This is a genomic window from Streptomyces uncialis (assembly GCF_001905345.1).
Taxonomy (GTDB): domain Bacteria; phylum Actinomycetota; class Actinomycetes; order Streptomycetales; family Streptomycetaceae; genus Streptomyces; species Streptomyces uncialis.
This window is the reverse complement of record NZ_LFBV01000002.1, coordinates 1,302,463-1,321,725: the sequence shown is the minus strand read 5'-3', so window position 1 is coordinate 1,321,725 and position 19,263 is coordinate 1,302,463. Positions and strand designations below refer to the sequence as shown.

The 19,263-nt window shown below is 70.2% G+C and carries 15 protein-coding genes and 4 tRNA genes; 15 read left to right on the top strand and 4 right to left on the bottom strand.

Annotated features, from left to right (window positions below; genetic code table 11):
* The first annotated feature begins 391 nt into the window (after positions 1-391).
* The 9 genes from AB852_RS13915 (at position 392) to AB852_RS13875 (ending at position 9,990) form a co-directional block, all read left to right on the top strand.
* Positions 392-982 (top strand): hypothetical protein, encoded by a 591-nt coding sequence (locus tag AB852_RS13915; protein WP_107499216.1) that lies wholly within the window; start codon positions 392-394, stop codon positions 980-982.
* A 93-nt stretch (positions 983-1,075) separates the two neighbouring features.
* A complete protein-coding gene (locus AB852_RS13910; protein ID WP_073787501.1) occupies positions 1,076-1,426 on the top strand; it encodes a metallopeptidase family protein in 351 nt (116 codons plus the stop codon).
* Between the two features lie 169 nt (positions 1,427-1,595).
* Positions 1,596-3,269, top strand: coding sequence for a metallophosphoesterase family protein (locus AB852_RS13905; RefSeq protein WP_425444162.1), 1,674 nt, complete (start codon positions 1,596-1,598; stop codon positions 3,267-3,269).
* An 80-nt stretch (positions 3,270-3,349) separates the two neighbouring features.
* A tRNA-Glu gene (locus AB852_RS13900) sits at positions 3,350-3,422 on the top strand.
* A gap of 32 nt (positions 3,423-3,454) precedes the next feature.
* A tRNA-Asp gene (locus AB852_RS13895) sits at positions 3,455-3,529 on the top strand.
* Positions 3,530-3,552: 23 nt separating this feature from the next.
* A tRNA-Phe gene (locus AB852_RS13890) sits at positions 3,553-3,626 on the top strand.
* Between the two features lie 260 nt (positions 3,627-3,886).
* Positions 3,887-6,196, top strand: a complete 2,310-nt coding sequence (locus AB852_RS13885) for a (Fe-S)-binding protein (protein WP_073787497.1) — start codon at positions 3,887-3,889, stop codon at positions 6,194-6,196.
* A gap of 427 nt (positions 6,197-6,623) precedes the next feature.
* Positions 6,624-8,297, top strand: coding sequence for an FG-GAP and VCBS repeat-containing protein (locus AB852_RS13880; protein ID WP_079184608.1), 1,674 nt, complete (start codon positions 6,624-6,626; stop codon positions 8,295-8,297).
* Between the two features lie 616 nt (positions 8,298-8,913).
* Complete coding sequence (locus AB852_RS13875) at positions 8,914-9,990, top strand: Yip1 family protein (RefSeq protein WP_079184576.1); 1,077 nt, start codon at positions 8,914-8,916, stop codon at positions 9,988-9,990.
* Positions 9,991-10,112: 122 nt separating this feature from the next.
* On the opposite strand, the gene AB852_RS13870 is transcribed toward AB852_RS13875, so the two are convergent.
* The gene (locus tag AB852_RS13870) at positions 10,113-10,622 is read right to left on the bottom strand and encodes a phosphoribosyltransferase (RefSeq protein ID WP_073787491.1); all 510 of its coding nucleotides are present in this window, start codon (positions 10,620-10,622) and stop codon (positions 10,113-10,115) included.
* On the bottom strand, positions 10,619-11,194 hold the full coding sequence (gene dcd, locus AB852_RS13865) for a dCTP deaminase (protein ID WP_073787489.1): 576 nt from the start codon (positions 11,192-11,194) through the stop codon (positions 10,619-10,621). Before dcd ends, AB852_RS13870 begins: the two co-directional genes overlap by 4 nt.
* Before the next feature lie 568 nt (positions 11,195-11,762).
* Between dcd and AB852_RS13860 the strand changes: the two genes are divergently transcribed.
* The 6 genes from AB852_RS13860 (at position 11,763) to AB852_RS13835 (ending at position 16,538) form a co-directional block, all read left to right on the top strand.
* A tRNA-Gly gene (locus AB852_RS13860) sits at positions 11,763-11,836 on the top strand.
* A gap of 693 nt (positions 11,837-12,529) precedes the next feature.
* Positions 12,530-14,257: a hypothetical protein gene (locus tag AB852_RS13855; RefSeq protein WP_143201226.1), complete on the top strand. Its 1,728-nt coding sequence runs from the start codon at positions 12,530-12,532 to the stop codon at positions 14,255-14,257.
* 316 nt (positions 14,258-14,573) lie between these two features.
* Positions 14,574-14,822 carry a type II toxin-antitoxin system CcdA family antitoxin gene (locus AB852_RS13850; RefSeq protein WP_073787485.1) on the top strand — a complete coding sequence of 83 codons (249 nt, stop codon included), beginning with the start codon at positions 14,574-14,576 and terminating at the stop codon, positions 14,820-14,822.
* Complete coding sequence (locus AB852_RS13845; protein ID WP_073787483.1) at positions 14,819-15,220, top strand: PIN domain-containing protein; 402 nt, start codon at positions 14,819-14,821, stop codon at positions 15,218-15,220. The genes AB852_RS13850 and AB852_RS13845 overlap by 4 nt, the downstream gene beginning before the upstream one ends.
* 600 nt (positions 15,221-15,820) lie before the next feature.
* Positions 15,821-16,090 (top strand): type II toxin-antitoxin system Phd/YefM family antitoxin, encoded by a 270-nt coding sequence (locus AB852_RS13840; protein WP_073787481.1) that lies wholly within the window; start codon positions 15,821-15,823, stop codon positions 16,088-16,090.
* Positions 16,080-16,538, top strand: coding sequence for a type II toxin-antitoxin system VapC family toxin (locus tag AB852_RS13835; RefSeq protein WP_073787479.1), 459 nt, complete (start codon positions 16,080-16,082; stop codon positions 16,536-16,538). The genes AB852_RS13840 and AB852_RS13835 overlap by 11 nt, the downstream gene beginning before the upstream one ends.
* Before the next feature lie 27 nt (positions 16,539-16,565).
* Here AB852_RS13835 and AB852_RS13830 read toward each other — a convergent pair whose 3' ends face one another.
* Both AB852_RS13830 and AB852_RS13825 read right to left on the bottom strand, forming a co-directional pair.
* Positions 16,566-18,233 carry a fibronectin type III domain-containing protein gene (locus AB852_RS13830; RefSeq protein WP_073787477.1) on the bottom strand — a complete coding sequence of 556 codons (1,668 nt, stop codon included), beginning with the start codon at positions 18,231-18,233 and terminating at the stop codon, positions 16,566-16,568.
* A gap of 222 nt (positions 18,234-18,455) precedes the next feature.
* Positions 18,456-19,148 carry a hypothetical protein gene (locus AB852_RS13825; protein ID WP_073787475.1) on the bottom strand — a complete coding sequence of 231 codons (693 nt, stop codon included), beginning with the start codon at positions 19,146-19,148 and terminating at the stop codon, positions 18,456-18,458.
* Positions 19,149-19,263 lie beyond the last annotated feature (115 nt).

Sequence of the window (19,263 nt, the reverse complement as noted above, 5' to 3'; positions counted from 1 at the left end):
GGTCGGTACGGGGCTCCTGGGACCGATGGTACGGGTCCGGGGACGCGGGCGGGACAGGGGTGGTGCGGGGGTGGTGCACGGCCGGGGACCGGGGTGGCGCGGGCCCGGGAACGGGGGTGGGACCGGGACGGGGACAGGGGGTGGGACCGGGACGGGGACAGGGGGTGGGACCGGGACGGGGACCGGTGCGGTGCGGGCATCCGGTCCTCCGGAGGCGGGGGCGCGTACGGCCGCCGCAGGCCCCCGCGGCCGGTCCCGTCGGCGGCGGACGCGCCCGGCGCGCGGCGGACGGCCCGGGGGTACGGGGTGCGGCGGCGTGTCTTCTTGCGGGGGGAGGGAGTTGGACAGCCGAACCCTGGATCCCGCGCCCCGGAGGTGGCCCGTGCGCCCAATGTCCGTCCCCGTCCGCCTGGCCACCCTGGCGGCGGCCCTCGCGGCCACCGCGGGCTGCGTCAGCGTGGGCGAAGAGGCCGCCCGCCCGGGCCCCTCCCACTCCTCGGGCCCCCGGGACGGCGAGGGGGCGCAACCCGGCGGCGCCGCCACGACGGTCGACGGCGGCTACGGCCGCTACCAGGGCGGCCGGGACGCCAAGGCCCACCTCGACGGCAGCCCCCGCAAGAAGGGCGCCTCCCCCTCCGCCCCGGCCCCCGGCACCGCCCCGGAGCCCGGCCCGAACCCGGACCCCGGCCCCGACCCCGCCGGAGCGCCCGCCCCGGAACCCGACGCCCCGCGGCCCGCCCGGCCCACCCGGGCGCCCCGCCCGACCGCCCCGGGCGCGCCTACCCCGGTGGCCCCGCCGGAGCCCACCCCGACCCGCGCCACCCAGGCCCCCGAACCCCCGAAACCGACACCCGAGCCCCCGGCCCCGGAGCCCACCCCGGCGGAGCCGTCCTCGTCGGCCCACGAGGACCCGCCGGCGCAGGGCCAGGCGGCCCGGATGTTCCGCCACGAACCGTCGCCGGAGGCGGGCAGCCCGGTGTGACGGCCACGGGTGCCCGACGTGCCGGGTACGGGTGCCGGGATCGTCGGGGACGCGCCCAGGCCGGTTCGGCGCCGCGTCCCGGACAATGGGGCTGTGCTGGAAATGACACGAGACGCGTTCGAAGAGCTGGTGGCCGAGGCCCTGGACACGATCCCGCCGGAGCTGACGCGGGTCATGGACAACGTGGCCGTGTTCGTGGAGGACGAGCCACCCGCCCATGACCCCGAACTGCTGGGGCTCTACGAGGGGACACCGCTGACCGAGCGCGGCGAGTGGTACGCGGGGGTGCTGCCGGACCGGATCTCGATCTACATGGGGCCGACCCTGCGGTACTGCGCGACCACGGAGGACGTGGTCCACGAGGTCGCCGTGACGGTGGTCCACGAGATCGCCCACCACTTCGGCATCGACGACGACCGGCTCCACGAACTCGGCTGGGGCTGACCGCCCCCGCACGACCGGTCCCCCGCGGGACCGGCCCCCGCTCACTCCCCGCACCACCGGCCCCCACGCCACCGGCCCCCGCACGACCGGTCCTTGCCTGCCGGTCCCATGACCGCCCCCCATGACGCTCCCCCGCATGGCCGCCCGGCCGCCGGGGCATACGGGACCAATGCCCCGCGACACGCCCCGCGGCCCGGACCGCGGCACCTCCCGTACGCCTGCCCGCACTTCGCCCCGTACGACGTCCCGCACGGCCTCCCGCACGACTTCCCGTACGAAGAAGTCGTCCGCGGCATCCCGTAGGGCGTTCCGCGCGAGGTTCGGTACGGGGCTCGGCAAGGCGTTCCGTACGGCGTTCCGGCCGCGGGCGCGGCGGTCCCGTCCCGTACGGCCGGTGGAGCTGCCGGCGCGCCCGGGGCACCCGTACCGCAGGGCGCTGGGGATGGCGGGGGTCGTGCTGGCGGGGGCGTGGCTGGGGCTGCTGGTGGTGGGGAGTGTGCGGGTGCCGGTGGGTCCGATGGACACGAGCATGACCCTGCGGGCCTCGCTGTCCGGCGGTACGAAGATCAATGTGTCCCCGCTGGGCGCGCTGGAGCTGGACACCCATACCGCGCCGATCCGGCTGGACGTGGACGTGGAACAGCTCGACCCGGTGCGTTCACAGGCGCTGGTCAAGCACCCGGAGCGGATATCCGGGCTCCAGGACGAGGTGGCCCAGGACGTCGGGCGCGGCACGCTCGACCTGGCGGTGCGGTCCTGTGCGGCGGTCGTGGTGGGGGCGGGCACGCTGGGGCTCGTGGTGTACCGGCGGCCGCGCCGCGCGGTGGCGGCGGGCGGGCTCGCGCTGGCGCTGCTGGTCACCTCGGGGGCGACCGCGCTGGCCACCTGGCGGCCCGGCGCGGTGCTGGAACCGCGCTTCTCCGGGCTGCTCACCAGCGCGCCCTCGGTGGTCGGGGACGCGCGCAGCATCGTCAGCGAGTTCGATGTGTACCAGCAGGAGTTGGCGCGGCTGGTGACCAATGTGACCAAGCTGTACGACGCGACGTCCACGCTCCCCGCGTACCGCCCGGACGCGTCCACCCTGCGGGTGCTGCATGTGTCGGACATCCATCTGAACCCGGCGAGCTGGAAGATCGTCGCCTCGCTGGTGGAGCAGTACGCCATCGACGTGATCGTGGACACGGGCGACACGATGGACCACGGCAGCGCGGCCGAGAACGGCTTCCTGGACCCGATCGAGGATCTGGGCGCCCCGTATGTGTGGGTGCGGGGAAATCACGACTCGCGGACGACCCAGCGCTATCTGGAGCGGATGCGCGATGTCCATGTCCTGGACGAGGGACGCGCGGTCACCGTGGCGGGAGTGAGGTTCGCCGGTACGGGTGACCCGACGTTCACGCCCGACCGGTCGACCCCGGCGGGCGGTGACGCGGCGAACCGGATGGCGGGCATCCGCCTCGCGTCCACACTGCGGGACCAGCGGTCGGCGGGTACCCCGGTCGACATCGCGGTGGTCCATCAGCCGGCGACGGCACGGGAGACCGACGGGACGGTCCCGATGGTCCTGGCCGGGCACTACCACCGGCAGGAGACGCGGACCCTGCCGCTGGGGACCCGGATGCGGCTGGAGGGTTCCACGGGCGGCGGCGGGCTGCGCGCGGTCGAGGGGAAGAAGCCGGACCCGGTGGAGGCGTCGGTCCTCTACCTGGACCGGGACACCCGCCGGCTCCAGGCGTGGGACGAGATCGAACTGGGTGGTCTGGGCCTCAGCACGGCCGAGGTGAGCCGCCATCTGGCGGAGGAGAACCGGCCCGGCGCGACCCCTCCGGAGCGGGTCCCGTAAACCGTTTTGGCGATACCTCCCGGCATCCCATATGCTTCTCACGTCCCCGACGCGCTGAGAAGCGCCCAGGCGGGCCGATAGCCCTCATCGTCTAGCGGCCTAGGACGCCGCCCTTTCAAGGCGGTAGCACGGGTTCGAATCCCGTTGGGGGCACAGTGTGCAAGACTGTTTCGGCACACGTACCGGGTCCTGTGGAGCAGCTTGGAGTGCTCGCCACCCTGTCAAGGTGGAGGCCGCGGGTTCAAATCCCGTCAGGACCGCTGAAGTTCTTCGTGAACTTCGTGGCTGGGTAGCTCAGTTGGTACGAGCGATCGCCTGAAAAGCGATAGGTCGCCGGTTCGATCCCGGCCCCAGCCACCTCCGCCCGCAAGGGCACACAGCCCCACCGGATCTCTCCGGCGGGGCTGTTCTCGTTCCCGGGCCACCCTCCCCGCCCCTTCCCCTCTCGGTTCCCTCCCTCGCCCCACGCCCCGTCAAGCCGCCGTGGGATAGGGCAACCTCAGCGACACAGATCACCGCCCGGCTGACTACAGTGCGGCGAAACAACTGGGTACCCTCGAACGAACCCCATAAGTTACCGCTTAGTAGTCAAGTTCTCGCAGGCCCGAGGAGCCTCCATGCAACTCGCCGCGATCATTGTGTCGTTGGTGCTCGCCACGGTCGGCGCAGCCCTGTTCGTCCGGGCCATCGCACAGATCTACCGCTATGTGCGCCTGGGGCAGGATGTCCCGGCGGGCACCCGAACGGACGACCCGGCCGGGCGTACCGTCACGGTCGCACGGGAGTTCCTCGGCCATACGCGGATGAACCAGTGGGGCGTCGTCGGCGTGGCGCACTGGTTCGTCTCGGTCGGCTTCTTCGCGCTGGTCCTGACCCTGGTGCACGCCCTCGGGCAGCTCTTCCAGGCGGACTGGACGCTCCCGCTCATCGGGACCTGGGCGCCGTACGAGATCTTCACCGAGCTGATCGGCGTCCTCACCGTCCTCGGCATCCTCACCCTCATCGTGATCCGCCAGCTCTCGCTGCCGGACCGCCCGGGACGCAAGTCCCGCTTCGCGGGCTCCAACATGGGTCAGGCGTACTTCGTCGAAGCCGTCATCCTGATCATCGGTGTCGCGATCCTGGTGCTGCGCGGGCTGGAGGGCGCGCTGCACCACGTGGACGGGTACACCCCCGCCTATCTGGTCTCGTACCCGCTGGTCGCGCTCTTCGACGGGCTCTCCGTCGGCACGCTCCAGAACCTCGTCTACCTCTTCGCGATGATCAAGATCTCCACGTCGTTCATCTGGATGATCACGGTCTCGCTCCGTACCGACATGGGTGTCGCCTGGCACCGGTTCCTCGCGTTCCCGAACATCTGGTTCAAGCGGCGCGCCGACGGCGGCACCGCGCTCGGTGAACTGCTGCCGATGACCTCCGGCGGCAAGGTCATCGACTTCGAGGACCCGGGCGACGACGACGTGTTCGGCGTCAGCCAGGTCGAGCACTTCTCCTGGAAGGGCCTGCTCGACTTCTCCACCTGCACCGAGTGCGGCCGCTGCCAGTCGCAGTGCCCCGCCTGGAACACCGGCAAGCCGCTCTCCCCCAAGCTGCTGATCATGTCGCTGCGCGACCACGCGCACGCCAAGGCCCCGTATCTGCTCGCGGGCGGCGGCAAGACCATGGAGGGCGAGGAGAAGGCGAGCGCCGAGGCGCTGAAGGACGTACCGGCCGCGGCCCTCGCCGAGGCCGAACGCCCGCTCATCGGCACCGCCGAGGAGAACGGCGTCATCGACCCGGACGTGCTGTGGTCCTGCACCACCTGCGGCGCCTGTGTCGAGCAGTGCCCGGTCGACATCGAGCACATCGACCACATCGTCGACATGCGCCGCTACCAGGTGATGATCGAGAGCGCGTTCCCCTCCGAGGCCGGGACGATGCTCAAGAACCTGGAGAAGAAGGGCAACCCCTGGGGGCTGGCGAAGAAGCAGCGCCTGGAGTGGACCAAGGAGGTCGACTTCGAGGTGCCGGTCGTCGGCCAGGACCTCGAAGACCTCGGCGAGGTCGACTATCTGTACTGGGTGGGCTGCGCCGGCGCCCTGGAGGACCGGGCGAAGAAGACCACCAGGGCGTTCGCCGAACTGCTGCACATCGCGGGCGTGAAGTTCGCGATCATGGGCGGCGACGAGAAGTGCACCGGTGACTCCGCCCGCCGCCTCGGCAACGAGCCGCTGTTCCAGCAGCTCGGCCAGGAGAACGTGGCCATGCTGAACATGGCGTTCGGCGAGGACGACGAGGACGCGACGACCCGCAAGCCGAAGTCCGCGAAGAAGATCGTCTCGACCTGCCCGCACTGCTTCAACACCATCGCCAACGAGTACCCGCAGCTCGGCGGCGACTACGAGGTCATCCACCACACCCAGCTGCTCCAGCACCTCATCGACGAGGGCCGGCTGATCCCGGTCACCCCCGTCGAGGGGCTGATCACCTACCACGACCCGTGCTACCTGGGCCGCCACAACAAGGTCTACACACCGCCGCGCGAGATCATCGCCAAGGTGCCGGGCCTGCGGAACGAGGAGATGCACCGCCACAAGGAACGCGGCTTCTGCTGCGGCGCGGGCGGCGCGCGGATGTGGATGGAGGAGCGGATCGGCAAGCGCATCAACAACGAGCGGGTGGACGAGGCGCTGTCCCTCAACCCCGACATCGTCTCGACCGCGTGCCCGTTCTGCCTGGTGATGCTCACCGACTCCGTCAACGCCAAGAAGGCGGCGGCCGAGAGCGGTACGGGCGAGGGCGGTACCGGCGGGGCCCAGGTGAAGGAGTCCCTCCAGGTGGTGGACGTCGCCCAGCTGCTGCTGGAGTCGGTGCGCACCCCCGGCGACGAGCCTCCGGCCGGGACGGCCCCCGCGGAGAACGAGCCGGAGCCGCAGCCGGTCACCTGACCGCGGTCCGGCGACCCTGGGCCGCGTTCGCGGTTCGCGGTTCGCGGTTCGCGGTCCGCGGTCCGGCGACCTGACTGCGGTTCGCGGTCGCGGTTCGCGGTTCGCGCCGGTTCGTCGCACGTCCCCGGAGACGGGATCAGGCCCGGGTCACCCCTTTGAGGTGACCCGGGCCTCGTGCGTACCCGGGGGCGGCGCGGGAGGCGTACTGATGGACGTACGTACCCGGCCTACGACGCGGAGGCGGACCCACCGGGACGGGCCCTGCCGGGAGACGTACCGTCCGTACGCCACGAACCGTACGCGCGTGCGAATCCGCTGCAACCGTTCCCCGGCGGTCGGCGTCGGAATATGCGCCGGACAGGTACGGGCCCTCTCCGGCGGCCCCCGCGCCTGCCCGGCCACCCCCTTCCCCACCCAGGAGCCGTACGTGCGCAACAACCGATCGGCCGCCGCCCTGGCCGCGTTCCTCCTCGCGTCCGGGGCGGCCGTCACCCTCGCCACCGCGCACCCCGCGCTCGCCGGGACCCCCGGCGGTACATACGCGAACGACCGCAACAGCGACTTCGACGGCGACGGGTTCGAGGACGTCGTGATCGCCGCGCCCGACGCGACCGTGGCCGGGGCGAGCGGCGCGGGCCGGGTGAGCGTGCGGTACGGCACCGCCGACGGGGTCGGCGTCCAGCGCGTCAGCCGGCTCAGCCAGGCCACCCCCCGCGTTCCCGGGGCACCCGAGGCGGGCGACCGGTTCGGCGCGGCCCTCGCCACCGGTGACCTCGACAGCGACGGGTACGACGACCTGATCGTCGGCGTCCCCGGCGAGGATCTGGGCGACGCGCGCGACGCGGGCGGGGCGACCGTGCTGTGGGGCACCCCGACGGGTCTCGCGGGGTCCGTCGGCTGGCTCCAGGCACCGCGTCCCACCGGTGGGGACCGCTTCGGCGCGGTGCTCGCCGCCGCCCGTTTCAGCGCGGCGAACCCCGGTGATCTGCTCGTCGTGGCCGACCGCGACGGCCTGGAGCTCCTCGAATTCGCGCCGGGGGAGCTCCCCGGTCCCGGACCCGGCCCGGGACAGCCCGGTGGCGACCAGCCGGGCGGTATCGTCCCGCGCGCGGCCGAGGCGGGTGCCGGTCAGACCGCGGGTGCCGGTCAGGCGGCGGGTGCCGGTCAGGCGGCGGCTGCCGGTCAGGCGGCGGCTGCCGGTCAGGCGGCGGGTGCCGGGTCCACCGTCACGCCCCGGACCGTCACGCCCCGGACCCTCACCCGGCAGCCGCTGTCCCGGCCCGCCGGCGCGCGTGCCGTGCTGCCGCGGACCCTCACGACCGGCGACCACAACCGCGACGGGCTCGCGGACCTCGTCGTCTCCGGGGTCACCACCGGCGCCGAACCCGGTCACGGCTGGTCCGCGTACTTCCCCGGCGGCGACCGGGGCCCGGGGTACGCGCGGGAGTCGCGGGGCGGACCCGTCGCCGCGTCCGGGGACATCGACGGCGACGGGTACGACGACCTCGTCACCGGTGAGCCCGCGTCCCCCGACGACGGCGGCGAGACCCTGACCGGGGGGCTGGTCGGCGTCCGCTACGGCGGTCCCGACGGGCCCGCGGCCACACCTCAGTGGTGGACCCAGGACTCCCCCGGGCTCCCGGGCACCGCCGAACGCGGTGACGCCTTCGGCGGCGACCTCTCCGTCGCGGACGCGGACGGCGACGGGTACGCCGATGTCGTGATCGGCGCACCCGGCGAGGACGTGGGCCGCGCCGCCGACGCGGGGGCGGTGTGGGTGCTCAGGGGTACGGCGTCCGGGCTCTCCGCGCGCGGGGTCGCGCACTGGAACCAGGACTCCCGGTGGATTCCCGGCAAGGCGGAGCCGGGGGACGCGTGGGGGGCACAGGTCCGGTTCACGGGGCCCGACCCGATGGGCCGGTACGCGTTGCTGGTCTCGGCACCCGGGGAGGACGGGCGCCGGGGCGTGGTGTGGGCGCTGCCCGCGGGGCCCGGCGGGGTGAGCGGGGCGGGGGCCTGGACGTTCGGGCTCGACGCTGACGGTGGTGGTGCCGCCGGGAAGTTCGACGCGGCCCGGTTCGGTTCGGTCATCGACGAGTAGGTCCCGCCACGGTCCCCCACCCCGGTACGCAGGCCGGCCCCGCACCCCCTCCGGCGGAGCCGGCCTGCTTTTCGCCTTCGCTTGCGCTTTTGAGGTCTGTCCGGGTGGGCGTACTCCGTTGCTGTGCCGTCGCTCGGTGGGTGCGCAGTTCCCCGCGCCCCTTTGGGGCGCACCCGGCCGGTTCTTCGGGTCGGTGCCGGTCGGGATTCTCCGTCCTCGCTCCAACGCGCTCGGGAAGACGTCCAGTGGCCGCACTGGTGGCGTCGGAGTCTGCGGGCAGAGAGTCCCGCCCACCCCCTCCCGCAGCAGCGCGACTGCGCGAGGAGAGGAGTGCCCCTTCAGGGGCGCGGGGAACTGCGCAAAAGACGAGGGCGGACCCGCACCCAGCGAACGACCGCAAGGGGGCAGCATCCAGGGGCGCGGGGAACTGCGCGAAACCCACGAGCGACCTGCACAGGAACAAGCGCGCCCAGCCGGACAGACCTCGGAAGCGCAAGCGAAGGCGACCTGCGGGGAACTGCGCACCCAACGAGCGACGGCACAGGAACGAAGTACGCCCAGCACAGGGGACCTCGGAAGCGCGAGCGAAGGCGACCCGTCGGGGGTCCCCTAGGGGATGTCACAGCTCGGCCGCAAACCCCGTCCCCCACCCCCGCCCCCAGCCCACCGCTCCGCCGGACCAGGTACGTTCGATGACGTGGCTGGATTCAGGATCGGACGCGGCCGGGACAACCGCACACCGCAGGCGCGACCCCAACAACCCCCGCAGCAGCAGCCGTACGGTCAGCAGGCCCCGTACGGCGGGCCGCCACCCTCCCCTGCCCAAGGCCGACCGCCGTACGGGCAGCCGCAGCAGTACGGCGGCCAGGGCGGTGGCTACGGCCAGAGCGGCGGCTGGCCGCAGGGACCCGCCCCGGGACAGGGCAGGGGACCCGGACAGAGACAGGGCCAGGGACCCGGCCAGGGGCAGGGGCCGGGTCGGCACGGGGAGCCGGAGTACTTCGGCGACGGGCAGCACCACCCCCAGCAGGGCGCCCACGACCCCTACGCGGCCAACAACCCCGGCCACACGCAGGCGTTCACCGTCGGCGAGGACCCCTACAACCAGGGCGGGACGTACCACGCGGGCCAGCCCGCCGCGCCGCCCGCCGGCCCTCCGCTGCACTGGAAGGAACTCCTCAAGGGCATCGTCGTCCGCCCCGGAGCGACCTTCCTGCGGATGCGGGACTACTCGGTCTGGGGCACGGCGCTGGTCGTGACGTTCCTCTACGGCCTGCTGGCGATCTTCGGCTTCGACGGGGCGCGTGAGGACGCGATCAGCTCGACGCTGTCGTCGGCCGTGCCGTACGTCCTGCTGACCGGTGTCGTGATGGTGTTCGGCGCGTTCGTGCTCGGTGTGGTCACCCACACGCTGGCGCGTCAGCTCGGCGGGGACGGGGCCTGGCAGCCGACGGTCGGCCTGTCCATGCTGATCATGGCCCTCACTGACACACCCCGGCTGATCGTGGCCATGTTCGCCGGCGGCGACAAGCCGTTCGTGCAGATCCTCGGCTGGATCACCTGGATCGCGGCGGGCGCCCTGTTCACGGTGATGGTGAACAAGTCGCACGACCTGCCGTGGCCGAAGGCACTGGGCGCGTCGGCGATCCAGCTGGCGGCGCTGCTGTCGATCATCAAGCTCGGGACGTTCTGACCGCCCCCGGGGGCCGGTGTACGACGACGAACGGGGCGCGGGGGCGGAGAAGGATCCGCCCCCGCGCCCCGTTCGTCGTACCGGATGCGGAAGGACCAGGTCAGGAGTGGATCAGGCGTAGGTCAGGCGTCGAGGACCTGTCCGGAGCGGCGTACGACGGGCGGCTCGACGCTCCAGGGGAAGTTGATCCACTCGTCGGTGCGCTTCCACACGTACTCGCACTTCACGAGGGAGTGGGACTTCTCGTACACGACGGCGGAGCGGACCTCCGCGACATGGTCGAGGCAGAAGTCGTGGACGAGCTTCAGGGTCTTCCCTGTGTCCGCGACATCGTCCGCGATGAGGACCTTCTTGTCGGTGAAGTCGATCGCGTTGGGGACGGGCGCCAGCATCACCGGCATCTCCAGGGTCGTCCCCACCCCGGTGTAGAACTCCACGTTGACCAGGTGGATGTTCTTGCAGTCGAGGGCGTACGCGAGACCGCCGGCGACGAAGACGCCGCCGCGCGCGATGGAGATGATGACGTCCGGCCGGTACCCGTCGTCCGCGATCGTCTGCGCCAGCTCCCGGACGGCGGTGCCGAACCGCTCGTACGTCAGGTTCTCCCGTACGCCGGTCCCGGAGGCGCTCATACCTGGGTCCGGTGGAAGTTCAGGAAGGAACGCGAGGCGGTGGGACCGCGCTGGCCCTGGTAGCGGGAGCCGTAGCGCTCGGAGCCGTAGGCGAACTCGGCGGGCGAGGTCAGCCGGAACAGACAGAGCTGGCCGATCTTCATCCCGGGCCACAGCTTGATCGGCAGCGTCGCGAGGTTCGACAGTTCGAGGGTGACGTGCCCGGAGAACCCGGGGTCGATGAACCCGGCGGTCGAATGCGTCACGAGCCCGAGGCGTCCGAGGCTGGACTTCCCCTCCAGCCGGCTCGCCAGGTCGTCGGGCAGCGCGATGACCTCGTACGTCGAGGCCAGCACGAACTCACCCGGGTGCAGGATGAACGGCTCGTCGCCCTCGGGCTCCACGAGTCTGGTCAGGTCCGCCTGCTCGACCGAGGGGTCGATATGCGGGTACCGGTGGTTCTCGAACACCCGGAAGTAGCGGTCCAGCCGCACGTCGATGCTCGACGGCTGCACCATCGATTCGTCGTACGGGTCGATACGCACCCGGCCTGCGTCGATCTCGGCCCGGATGTCCTTGTCAGAGAGAAGCACGTCCCGAGGATACGCAAGTCGGACGGCCCCGCTCGCATGCGGGCGCGCCGACGGCCCTACGGGGACGGTACGGCGGCGACCGCGCACGGAGCGCGGCCGCCGCTGCCGGGCGCTAACGCTTGGCGGGTACGACGGGCACGGCGCTGCGGAGCCGAGCGCAGCGGGGGCAGCGCAGGAGCCGCCCGGGGCCGAGCCGCTCGGCCTGCTGCATCGGGAACGAAGCGGTGCTGAACACGTGCCCCTCGGCACACCGGACGACAGTGAGCTGCATCAAGTCCTTTGAGTCCCTTCCCCACGATCCTGGAACGGCGCCGGACCGGGGACAGCCGCGCGGGCATCCGACGGACCGACGAGAACCGCAACATTACGGGAGGAAAGGGACGGCCATCCAGGCGGCACTCCGATACCCCGCCGACACCCGCCCCGCACCCCAAGGTACGCCCCAACTCCCCCGCCCCACACACCCGTCACCCCCACCCGAGCCGACAGGCCCCACGGCTCGGACGCCGGGGGCCTGGCATGGGGTAGAGTGAGCGCCGATGCACAACCGGTCCCGACCGGTGCACACGCGGGTGTAGTTTAATGGTAGAACATGAGCTTCCCAAGCTCAGAGCGCGAGTTCGATTCTCGTCACCCGCTCCAAAGAAAAGCCCCAGGCCAGCGGCCGGGGGCTTCTTTGTTGTCTGGACCGTTCTGGGTCATGGTGCCACTCGCGTGCTCCCCATAACTTCCCTCGGACACGTCAGGCTGGATGCCAGGCGACCCATGGGGAGCCGACCGAGGAGTGAGCCGGGAATCCTGTTCACCCGCACAGGCCGTGCGATCGCCGATCACCTGATGAGCAGTATTCAGTCCGGGGACGCGAAGGTCGGCTCGACGCACGCTATGACCCCTGTGATTCCCGTCAGCATTTTCTCCAGAGATTGCTCCATAGCCGCCACGATGAACGTAACGTGCACGACCATGGAAGACCTCATACGCCCCCGGGCATGGGCGGAACGATCAACAGGTATGCCAGTGCTGCCAGGCGCAAGGTCGACCTGGCTCGTCACTCTTCACACGCTGATCGAGGAGCTGTCTGCCAACAGAGAGCCGGCCTCAAGCGATCACGCGTCACTGCCTCGGGCCGGTGGACTGAACGGGTATCAGCTTCAGCGGCTCGTCCGCGCCGGACTGCTCTCTCGCGACGGGTCGACGGTTATGCCCAGTGCCGCTGCTGCCGCCTGGCACCAAAGTGGCGACCCAGCCGTGCTCGTGGAAGCGCTCCACTGCAACGTCAGGTTCGTGGGCGAAGCTATGGGCGCCTTGTCCTCCGGGCCTCGTACACATGATCAGTTGCTGGAGCTGGCCCGCGACGACTTCGACCTGCAGTGGGACACCGCGGCCCCTGTGCGCGACCGCACAGGTTGGCTCGCTGTCACAGGAATGGTTGACCTCTTCGACCGTCAGGTTCACCTGACGGAGACAGGCCGACGCGTCCTTGCGGCCATGGAGCTGGGCAAGCCCGATCCCGACGAGACCGACACCGTCGTGCAGTTCGGCCCCACCCCCAAAGCCATCGCCAGGCTTGTCGAACAGCTCGACCAAACCGGCCTCAAGGAGAGGGCGGACGGCGCGAATCTCTATATTCCGGGAGTCGCCGCTAACGGCGGGGTCCTGGATGCACTGCAGGTGCTCACCGAGGCGGCCATTCCCTCGATCAGTGACGCGGACTTCGTGCGATCCGTGCAGAGCACGTTCCCCAAGGCCCAAACTGTGGCCACGGCACGAACGGCCAAGGACACTCTGAAGGCACTCGGACTGATTCAGCGGACGTCATCCGAGAGCTGGACCGCCACGCCCGCTGCCCTTGCTTGGGTCGAGTCTGGTGAACCGCTGGACCTCGCACGCATTGTTCACGCCTCGATCGCATTCTTCGGCGAGGTGCTGGGCGAGCTTGACCAGACGCTTCGACCCACGACCGGCACGATTACGGAACGCAGTTCGCTTTACCTCCCCAACCGCGGGAAGCCTCTGTCCCGCAGCGCGGTCAATACCCGTCTGAACCTGCTGGATGCCTGTGGGCTCGTCACCCGGCTCTCGCAGACCACTTACCGTACGACGGCTCTCGGGCGAGCGTTCAAGGAGTCGCTGCCCGGCTTCCAGCCGGACAACTCTGTGGGTTACGCACTGTCCGACGGAGCCACCGAAAACCACCACCGCGACAGCCCTACCGGCATCAATCACCAAACCAGTTTCCTGGGCTCGCACATCGCAGCGGAGCTGGAGGATGCTGCACGGGACAGCGCTAACCCCAAGCGCTTGGAGAAGGCCGCCGTCGTCGCGCTGGGCTACCTGGGCATGCCGGGCCAGCACGTGGGCGGCCCTGGAGCGGTGGACGGCCATGTGCGATTCGGTGTCGGTACGGACTCGCGGATCCTGGCTATCGAAGCGAAGACTTCGGCCACTGGTCCGGTCAGGGGCCAGCCGTTGTTCGGGTTGTCGGAACACCGAGCGAGGGTCGGGGCTCATGTTCACCTTCTCATCGGGCCAGGCTTTGAACGTCGCATGCTCAAGGAAGCCGACGACGATCCCGCCATCGCCGTGATCGACACCGGGCTGCTGGCCGAAGTCGTCCGTCATCAGGAGCAGACGCCGCTCACCCTGATCCAACTGGCGCCCCTCGTTGACCCAGCCCTGAAGGCAGCTCAGCGCGGCGACGCCTTGCGCAGGTACTGGGAGGCCCAGGACATGCGCAGCCGACTCGAGTACGCGCTGGTCGACATCTTGAATGCGGAAGCACAGGACCCACTGGAAGAGGGTGGTTGGCTCGATCTCACGTCGATTCGACGCGAGCTTCGGACTCGTGAGTACCGTGTCGACGAGGGTACGGTCGTGGAAGCCCTCGACTTCCTGGCTTCTTCCCGAATCGGCGTACTTCAACGCCTTGAGCAGCGTTACCGCTGCACGGCCAGCGTCCACACAGCAGGACAGCGCATCAGGGCCCTCGGATCCCAGTGGGTAGCAGCGACAGAACTCCATCGGCAAGCGCGCTCAGGAGACGAGGTACCCGTGCATAGCTGACCTCTCGAGCAAATTGGGTCGCGGAGCACTGCCCCGAGAGCCTGGGTCCCTCGAAGAGTCCTAGTTACCAAATCACCATGCGCACGAACCGCAGTACACACCTGGCAGGGCGGGTCCGGCGCCCTGCCAGACCCCAAAACGCCCATGCCCGGTCGAGTACCGGGCCGCCGGTACCACGGGCATCGCTGCGGGCTCTCATTCCGCTGCGAATAGCTGGGAGCGACAAAAGCCGCACCGATTTCATCATGCGACCTCGACTGTGGAGCGTCCGGGGAAGCCACAAGCCCTCCTGTGCATACTCCAGTATGCTTGGCGTATGTCCTCAACGACTCGCATCACCGTCACGCTCCCCAGCGACCAGGTGGCGGAGCTCCGCAAGCTCACGGACAACGTCTCCGGCTATGTAGCGGAAGCCGTGGCCCGCCAGATCCGGCACCAGCTTCTGGGCGACGACCTCCGCCGCCACGAGGAAGAGCATGGAGGCTTCAGCGACGAGGAGCTCGCCGAGGCCCGCGCGAGGATCTTCGGCTCCGCCGGCTCTTCCAAGGATGCGGACGCCGCGTGAGCGAGCGCATCGAAACCGTCGTCCTGGACTCGGAAGGACTCTCCGCCTGGATCGCGCAGGACCGCAAGGTCCTCGCGATGCTGCAGGTCTTCCACGACATGGGGGCCGACCTGGTGATCGGGGCGAACACCATCGTGGAAGTAACCCACTCCCGCACCAATATGCCTCGCCTGAACTGGACGCTGTCCCGCATCAAGGTGGAACCGGTAACCGAACAGGCGGCCAAGGCGGCAGCGGAGCTACTCAAAGGCGCCGGGCTGCACGGGCACAAGTACGCCATCGACGCGACGGTCGCCGAGGTCGCGCTCCGGCAGCCGAAACCCGTCGCCCTCCTGACGTCCGACAGCGATGACATGAACAAGCTCTGCGGCAACCAAGTCCGCATCATCCCCCTCTGACCAGCCGACCCGCCCGGAGCACGCGTCGCACTGCCAGCTCTCGTGCCCCATCCGTGCCCAGCAGAGCGGACAACAGCAGTCAGATACGGCTCCCAGAGACCGGGAGCCATCCACCTACCCATTCCGAAATCGCAGTTCAGAGCCCCTGCAACAACCTAAGAACCATTGATTCCCAAGCTCAGAGCGCGAGTTCGATTCTCGTCACCCGCTCCACACAGAAGCCCCAGGCCAGCGGCCCGGGGCTTTGTTGTTGTCTAGACCAATTCCAGGGCATGGCGTTCGCACGCCATAGCCATCCTTCCGACCTGCATCGATGGCGCGCACAAGGCCACTTGAAGGTCAGAGGCCTCGCCTTCACCAGCACTGCGCCGCTCGCGGCCGAGGGTGGTGCCGCGCGGTGCTGTTCCCCTCCCGACGGCTAGGAGTCGCAGTGACTCCCAAGGTCGGAGCGCGAGTTCGAGGCTCATCCCACCAGAAGACACCAGGTCAACGACCCACGGTTTGGTGTTGCCTCGAACAGCTCCGCCGCGGGCCTGTGCGCCACCAGCCGTATCGCGCCACGGTGTGGCACCTGGTAGCACCCAGGGGTACGGTGGTGTCATGGCAGCCCAGCACGAGATCACTCAACGCGATCTGCGCAGTCGGTCCAAAGAGATCATGGATGCCGTTCAGGGTGGACAGTCCTTCACCGTCACCCGGGACGGCCATCAGATCGGTGAGCTGATCCCTCTCCGGGGACGACGGCGCTTCGTTCCCCGTGGTGAGTTCGTGGCGATGTCCCGAGCGGCACCAGACATCTCCCTCGACGCCTTCCGGGCCGATCAGAGCGCCACCGCCGAGCAGGAGGCGGACGACCCCTATGCCCGCTGAACACCAGCAGGGACTGCTCGACACCAACATCATGATCCTGCGCAGGTGGGTGAACCCCGAAGAACTGCCCGCGGAGGTGGCGATCAGCGCCATCACCTTGGCAGAGCTCTCCGCGGGACCCCACGAGGTGCGCCGGAACGATGAGCAGGACGACTACGACGAGTACGCCGAACGGGCACGCCGCATGGACGTCCTGCAACGTGCCGAGAACGAGTTCGACCCGATCCCGTTCGACGCCGAGGCGGCCCGTATCTACGGCAGGGTGTGCGCGGCCGTCATCGGGGCGGGCCGCAAGCCCCGACGCCGGGTGGCCGACTTGATGATCGCGGCGATCGCGATCGCCGAAGGTCTGCCTCTTTTCACCACGAACCCGGACGACTTCGTAGGGCTCGAAGAACTCCTCACCGTCGTCCCCGTCAACCGGCCGGCCGTGCTCCACGACCGATGACCGGCCTCGCAGCGGCAGGGGTCGGGGTCAGCGGTTGACCATGAACTCCAGTTGGCCGGCCGTTTCGCCCTGCCTTCCGTACGTGTCCACGGCGAACACGGTCACCGCGCAGGGGCCGTTGTACGGGGGTGTCCACGAGATCGTGGTGCTCGTCGTCATGCCGCCCAGGCCGCTGTCACCGCACGCGCCGGAGATGTTCCAGGAGTAGCCGCTCAGCAGCCTCTTCTCGTCGCCCGCGCCGGGCTTGATGCCGACCATGATGGGTGACCGGGTGGAACCCGACGAGATCAGGTCGAGTCGCGGTGCGCGCGGCCCGTCGCTGGTGGCCGGGGTGCGGCGGTCGAGGGTGGTCGGGCCGGACGGGGCCGACTCGGCGTCACCGTCGTCCACGGCCACGACGTAGTAGTACGCGCGGCCCTTCGGAGCCGACGTGTCCTGGTACGAGGTGGCGGACGCGGCGGCCTTGCCCCCCAGGGCCCAGGCACCGGTCGACGCTGTGCGGCGATAGACGTGGAAACCGGTGACCGCGGCGTCGGAACCGTCGGCGCCGGACCAGGTGACGTCGGTGAAGGCGTCCAGGGGTTCGGCCCGGAGCGCGGACGGGGCGGGCACGGCGGAAGCCGCGGGCCGGGTGACCGAGACGGGCTGGGACACCGCGGACTTGTTCCCGGCCGCGTCGACCGCGCGCACGGTGTACGTGACGGGCGTACCGGCGACCGCCGCCGGGTCCGTGTAGGAGGTGCCGGGGACGACGACGGGGCCGTCCGCGTCCTGCTGTCCCACCGGTGCGCCCGACACCTCGTAGTGGCGGACGTCCTTCGAGGACGCCAGCCAGTGGACGGTGTTGCCCGCGGTCGTGCCCTCCGCCGAGATCCCCCTGACCCGGTCCGGCGCCGTACGGTCGGCGGTCGTGACGCCCTTGTCGGCCGTACCCGCCGACTGGTTGCCTGCCTTGTCGCGGGCCCGTACCTCGTAGTAGTACACGTCCCCGTTCTTGGGCAGGGTGGTGTCCGTGTACGTCGTGGAGATCGTCGTCGCGAGCGGCCTGGTGCTGAAGGCGGCTCCCTTGGCGCGGCGGAACACACGGTAGTCCGCGAGGTCCATCTCCTTGTTCTTCGCCCAGGTCAGCTCGGCCTTGCCGGTCGAGGCGCTGTACGACACGGCCGGAGCCGTCGGAGCAAGGGGCTTGACCCTGTCGACCGACGCCGCGGTCCGCGGCTGGTAGCCGAACTTGACGTTCGCCTTTCCGCTCCAGTTGACGAAGTCGACCCGGAGGGTGTGCTTGCCGGAGGGGACGTTGATGTTGACGGTCTTCTTCTGTGTCGCGGAGACGTTCCTCCAGAGATCGACCTTGCGGCTGTTGTCGAGGTACACCCGGATGCCGTCCTGAGCGGCCACGTTCAGCGTGAACGGGCCACCGGAGCCGAAGTCGCGGGTCACGGTCCAGCGAACACCGAAGTTGTCCTTCGGCACGCGGGACGCGGGTGCGCCCGTACCCCAGTTCTGGTCGATCGCGGAGTCGCAGTCCGTCTTCTTCGGCGTACCGGCGAACGTGGTGTTCGCGAAGACCTGCCGCTTGAAGACAGGGGAGGTACAGCTCACCGCCGCGGAGGCGGGCGCGGCAGTGGCGTGGAGCACCCCGCCCGCCGTGGCCAGGACCAAGGCGGTGGCGGTGGTGCGTCTGGCTGGGTTCATCGAGTCCTTCAGTCCTGGTCGGCCACGGACAGCGGCCCGTCGGGCCGTGATCCGTGATCCGTTGATCAGAGGTTGTCGAGCAGGACCGTCGGAGGCGGCGATTGGTTGTACGGGTCTCAGCAGGTCACCGCAGGTGTGACCGGCTGGCGGGGCACGCGGGCGGACTGGGCGGCGACAGGCGGTCCGCTTCCCGCCCGCCCGGCGGCCGCACGGCTTCGGTGGTCACTTCCTGCTCGCCTTGTCGAGTTCACGGGTGACCGCTTGCGCGTTCCGGCCCAGCAGGGATTCCTCAAGGCTGGTGTCGTCCGGGCGGGAGAAGCGCTCGCCTCGGGCGACGTCCTCCTTGCTGAGGTCGCGCCCGCACCATTCGCCCTGGCCCACCGTGCGGTCGTCGAAGGGGACGGCGGCGCCCTCCCCGAGCACGGCCCACCGGCCGGCATCCCATCGCAGGGCGAGGAGGTAGGTGTGGCCGGTTTCGAAGCGGGGCGCGTTCGCGTTCGTATGGTCGAAGCGGTCGCCCGACGCCCTGATCACCCTCCAGCCGGGAGCGACCAGTTCGAACTCGGCGCCTACCGGACGTCCGGGGCGCTCCGCACCCCAAAGGACGTCATCGGCGCGGAAGGTCACCTCGCGTTCCACGTCGTATAAGGTCCGGCCTTCCTCGTAGTCCCGCCTGTTGATGCTCCGCTCCTTCACCGGGGTGGCCACGACCACGTGATCCGCGTGGGCGGTCCAGTCCCTGGCGGTCTGGGACGGGTAGGCGTCACTGCCGAATCCGCAGCCGGGCACGGTTCCCAGCGCGGAGTTGCCGACCAGCACGCCCGCGAGTATTCCCGCGACCGCCAGGCACGCGGCGGCGGAGCGGGTCGTGAGGCGGTCCGCGAAACGTCCTTCTCGCCTGTCTACAGATCTCATGGGGTCCCCTCGGTACCGGTCGTCCGACGCCCGCCGTGCGAGCGGGCGTCGGACCCAAGACCTGTGGGGGAGGTGAGTTGGTTGCGGGTCGCCTTCGCTTGCGCTTGTGAGGTTT

Coding starts and splice junctions, on each gene's coding strand:
- AB852_RS13915 (WP_107499216.1), top strand. CDS start 392: ATGTCCGTCCCCGTCCGCCTGGCCACCCTGGCGGCGGCCCTCGCGGCC.
- AB852_RS13905 (WP_425444162.1), top strand. CDS start 1,596: ATGCCCCGCGACACGCCCCGCGGCCCGGACCGCGGCACCTCCCGTACG.
- AB852_RS13885 (WP_073787497.1), top strand. CDS start 3,887: ATGCAACTCGCCGCGATCATTGTGTCGTTGGTGCTCGCCACGGTCGGC.
- AB852_RS13875 (WP_079184576.1), top strand. CDS start 8,914: ATGTCACAGCTCGGCCGCAAACCCCGTCCCCCACCCCCGCCCCCAGCC.
- AB852_RS13870 (WP_073787491.1), bottom strand. CDS start 10,622: ATGAGCGCCTCCGGGACCGGCGTACGGGAGAACCTGACGTACGAGCGG.
- AB852_RS13850 (WP_073787485.1), top strand. CDS start 14,574: ATGTCCTCAACGACTCGCATCACCGTCACGCTCCCCAGCGACCAGGTG.
- AB852_RS13840 (WP_073787481.1), top strand. CDS start 15,821: ATGGCAGCCCAGCACGAGATCACTCAACGCGATCTGCGCAGTCGGTCC.
- AB852_RS13835 (WP_073787479.1), top strand. CDS start 16,080: ATGCCCGCTGAACACCAGCAGGGACTGCTCGACACCAACATCATGATC.
- AB852_RS13830 (WP_073787477.1), bottom strand. CDS start 18,233: ATGAACCCAGCCAGACGCACCACCGCCACCGCCTTGGTCCTGGCCACG.
- AB852_RS13825 (WP_073787475.1), bottom strand. CDS start 19,148: ATGAGATCTGTAGACAGGCGAGAAGGACGTTTCGCGGACCGCCTCACG.